3 protein-coding genes and 1 pseudogene are annotated in these 3562 nt (G+C 60.9%); 3 read left to right on the forward strand and 1 reads right to left on the reverse strand.

The features are described from left to right. On the reverse strand, nt 1-867 hold an 867-nt coding region (locus tag HV796_RS40775; RefSeq protein WP_175233352.1), incomplete at its 3' end, for an integrase catalytic domain-containing protein. Nucleotides 868-1043: 176 nt separating this feature from the next. On the opposite strand from HV796_RS40775, the gene HV796_RS40780 reads away from it, so the two are divergent. The 3 genes and pseudogenes from HV796_RS40780 to HV796_RS40790 all read left to right on the forward strand — a co-directional run bounded on the left by HV796_RS40780 (nt 1044) and on the right by HV796_RS40790 (nt 3094). Further along, nucleotides 1044-1283: a hypothetical protein gene (locus HV796_RS40780; RefSeq protein WP_175233353.1), complete on the forward strand. Its 240-nt coding sequence runs from the start codon at nt 1044-1046 to the stop codon at nt 1281-1283. Next, nucleotides 1252-1728 carry a hypothetical protein gene (locus HV796_RS40785; protein ID WP_175233354.1) on the forward strand — a complete coding sequence of 159 codons (477 nt, stop codon included), beginning with the start codon at nt 1252-1254 and terminating at the stop codon, nt 1726-1728. The genes HV796_RS40780 and HV796_RS40785 overlap by 32 nt, the downstream gene beginning before the upstream one ends. Before the next feature lie 320 nt (nt 1729-2048). Then, nucleotides 2049-3094, forward strand: a pseudogene (locus HV796_RS40790) (IS110 family RNA-guided transposase). Nucleotides 3095-3562: the final 468 nt, after the last annotated feature.

Raw genomic sequence — 3562 nt, forward strand, 5'->3', positions numbered from 1 at the left:
GTTCCTGGCATCGACACCGCTCAGCCGGCCATAACCGACCAGCCGCCGCACGACGGCGCCGTTCTTCTGTTCCACCCAAGCCTGATCGTTCTTCTTGTAGGCCCTCGAGCGCGTCTGCACAAGACCGCGGCCCTTGCAGTAGTCGAGGACGCTCTGGTTCATGAACGCACTGTCGTTATCCGAGTTCACTCCAGGCATCGCGAATGGTAGATCGGCAGCCGCTTTCTCAAATCCTTCGATCACCAGCATCTGGTTACGTACTCGCAGGGCCACACATTCTGTCCAGCCGCTGGCGATATCGGTCAGCGTGAGGGTGTGGACAAACTCACCGTCTATCTTCGAGCCGCCGCAGTGTTCGACCATGTCGATCTCGAAGAAGCCCGGTGGCGGATCGCGCCAGTCGGCAAAGGTATGCACCGGAATGCTGCGCCGGATGGCCGAGCCCACCCCCGTGCGCCGTTTGCGCTGCCCATCGATGTGCGCACGCGCATCGGCCAGCATGCGATCGATGGTCGCCGCGCTGATCTGAAGGAGTTTGGCCTTGACGACCGGATCCAGGTCGAGATGGCCGTGCCGCTCCATGGCATCAACCAGCTTCGGGATCAACGCCTTCAGTCGCTTGCCGCAAACCCTGTCGGCTGCGTCCCACAACACCGTCAGCGCCTGGCGTACCGCCTCGTCGTATAGTCGGTTGCGCCCGCGCGTCCCCGTTGCCGCGCCAGGCTCTTCCCGTAGCAGCCGGATGGCGTGCTTGCGGTGATACCCGGTCAGAGCAACGAACTCATCGACAATCCTGATCCGGTCACCGAACGTCGCGCTGCCATACCGCAATTGCAATGCTGCCACCAACTCCTTGCGTGTCGTCATGCTGATTTGCCTCGTCACCTCGTGCCGCTCCCGCCGGACAATCCGGCGGGTAGCAAACTACGTGAGGCAACAGGTCAACGGAAGTTGCAATTCTGATGAGTCAATGCGCAGGAAACCGACGCGGTCGTCGCCGATCGTCGACCCTTTTCCCACGCTCACGCATGCAGCATGCGGCGATGCTCGACCGCTTTCTGCGTAATCTCGCGCCGAAGGGCGTGACGCTGAGCACCTTCGGCACGGCCCACGTCGAAACGTTTTTCGCCGACGTGGATACGCGATGCGCGCCAGGCACCACGACGCGACTGCGCTACGCCAGCATGCCCGAGCGGCTGTGCCGTCAGCTTATCGACGACGGCATCCGTGAAGAGAATCCGGTGACCGCCTTTGCCCGCTTTCGAGCACTGGCCAGAGGATGAGCCGGTTCCCCTCTTCCTTGACGTCGACGCCGATGCCCGCGCATTGCGCAATTGTCGCCGTCTTTCTCGCTACCGGCATCGCGGCGACGAAGCTTCGGCAGGCACAGTGCGACCATCTGAGCTCTTTCCGGCCCCTAGTCGTGGCAGCACGGTCAATGGCGTACTGCTGGGCAATATCGTGCGCGAGGCGTTCGACGCCACCGGGTTCCGGGCGCCCGACATGAGTCCACGCGTGCTGCACGACACCTATGTCCGCCGGCAGTTGCTCGATGGCCGCAGCAACGTCGACGTGAGCCGGCTGCCCAGACTGACCAGCCAGCGGACCGTGATGCGTCTTTGCGCAACCATTAAACACATTTCATCAATCAGTAGAGCTAACTTCACTTTGACAGACGCTCTAGTGGCTGATATTTACCGTTTCGGCCGAACCGGCAAATCGCAATGAAAGGGACTTTCATGGCATTCCATAGACCGGTAAGTCACATCACAAAGTTGTACATGATTGGATTCACGGATGGCAGGAAGCGACTGGCTGTCGGCAGATTTTTGTCCCCGTGCTGAATTCCAGGGGGACACTTTTCCGACATTCGCGCCAAGAAGGTTAACCGGCTTCGCGACGACGATTTTTAGGGCAGGCCGCTGAATTCGATTCGGCTGGTCGCGACCTCCGCTGGCTAGAGAATTAGAAAGGACTTTCCTCATCCCGCGGCGTAGCGATATGTCACGATGGTTGGTGCTGGCAATCCGTCTTGGAAGGAGAAAGTCATGGACAAGATTACTCGTATCGGCGTCGATCTCGCCAAGAACCTGATCGTGGTGCATGGAGTCGACTCAATGGAGCACGTGGCAGTCAGAAAGGCGATCCCAAGGCAGAAGTTCTCGAATGGTTTGCCAATCTGGAGCCCTGCCTGGTGGCCATGGAAGCCTGCAGCGCGGCCCACTACTGGGGCCGAAAGCTATGCGCGCTCGGCCACGAGGTCCGCCTGATCGCTCCGCAGTTCGCCGCTGCCTACCGCAAAGGCGGCAAGCACGTGAAGAACGACCGGCTGGACGCAGAAGCCATCTGTGAAGCGGCGAGCCGACCCCATATGCGTTTTGTCGCGCTGAAGACCGCGGATCAGCAGAACGTGCTGGTGCTGCACCGGATGCGCAACGGCTTTGTTGAGGAACGTACAGCACTCGTCAACCGCCTTCGTGGCGAACTGTTTGAGTTCGGCGTGTTTCTCCCGCAAGGCATCGATGCGTTCCGTGGCCACTTCGTCGAGGCACTGGAGGACGGGACCACGGAGCTGGACGGAGTCGCACGCGCCGCTCTCCTCGCTGGCTGGCATCACATCCAGGCCCTCGACGAGCAGATCGCGTGGTGTGACTCGCAGATTGCCACGCGGGTCAAACATGACACCAACGCGCAACGCCTGATGGCCATCGTTGGTATCGGGCCGCTCACCGCGTCGGCCGCCGTCGCGACCGTCGGTGACGCGCGCGTGTTCAGGAATGGCCGGCAATTTTCCGCCTGGCTTGGCTCTGTGCCAAAGCAGGCCAGCAGTGGCGGTAAGACTCGGCTTGGCCACATCACCAAGCAGGGCAACACCTATCTGCGCACCCTGCTGTTCCAGGGTGCGCGCTCGGCCCTGACAAGCGCTCACCGGCGAACCGATCGGCTCTCGCGCTGGATCGTCCAGCTACATGCACGGGTAGGCTGGTATCGAACGCTGGTGGCCATCGTCAACAAGCACGCGCGAATCCTTTGGGCGATCCTCGCCAAAGGCGAGCGCTTCGATCCCTCCTATACCCCGATCCGGCCTTCGTGACGCGTGAGCCGAACCACAATCCGAGAAACGCAGGAGACCACCGTGCGGCACCCCCAAAGGAGCCAGTCCCAACACAAGGACGCATAGGTATGGATAGCGACAGGTCAGACCGGCAGCAGGCGAACTCGCGGAAGCTCCAGGCGACGCATCTTATGCGTGGCGCCGCGCTCCGGATGGAGTCCTGCTGCGCGGTTACTATCCGGGCCCGGGCACAGCACCGACAGTGCCCCAACAAGGCCGTTTATAGGTTTGCAGTCTGCCCCGCCGCCCCGATCCGACATCGCGTCCGGCCTCAACATCGGAATCAATCGATGACCGAATGAACCCCTAGCTTGCAAAAAGGGAAAGTCCTTATAGGGTGTTAGGCACTTTATGTCGGGACCTGGTATCCTGGCGGGATGAAAAAACGCAGGCCATACCCAACAGATGTCTCGAATGAAGAGTGGTACTTCGCTGCTCCGTACCTGA

This window comes from Paraburkholderia humisilvae, from assembly GCF_902859855.1.
GTDB lineage: Bacteria > Pseudomonadota > Gammaproteobacteria > Burkholderiales > Burkholderiaceae > Paraburkholderia > Paraburkholderia humisilvae.

What these genes read in the sequence shown, in the direction of transcription:
- HV796_RS40780 (WP_175233353.1), top strand. Translation starts at nt 1,044, where the DNA reads ATGCTCGACCGCTTTCTGCGTAATCTCGCGCCGAAGGGCGTGACGCTG.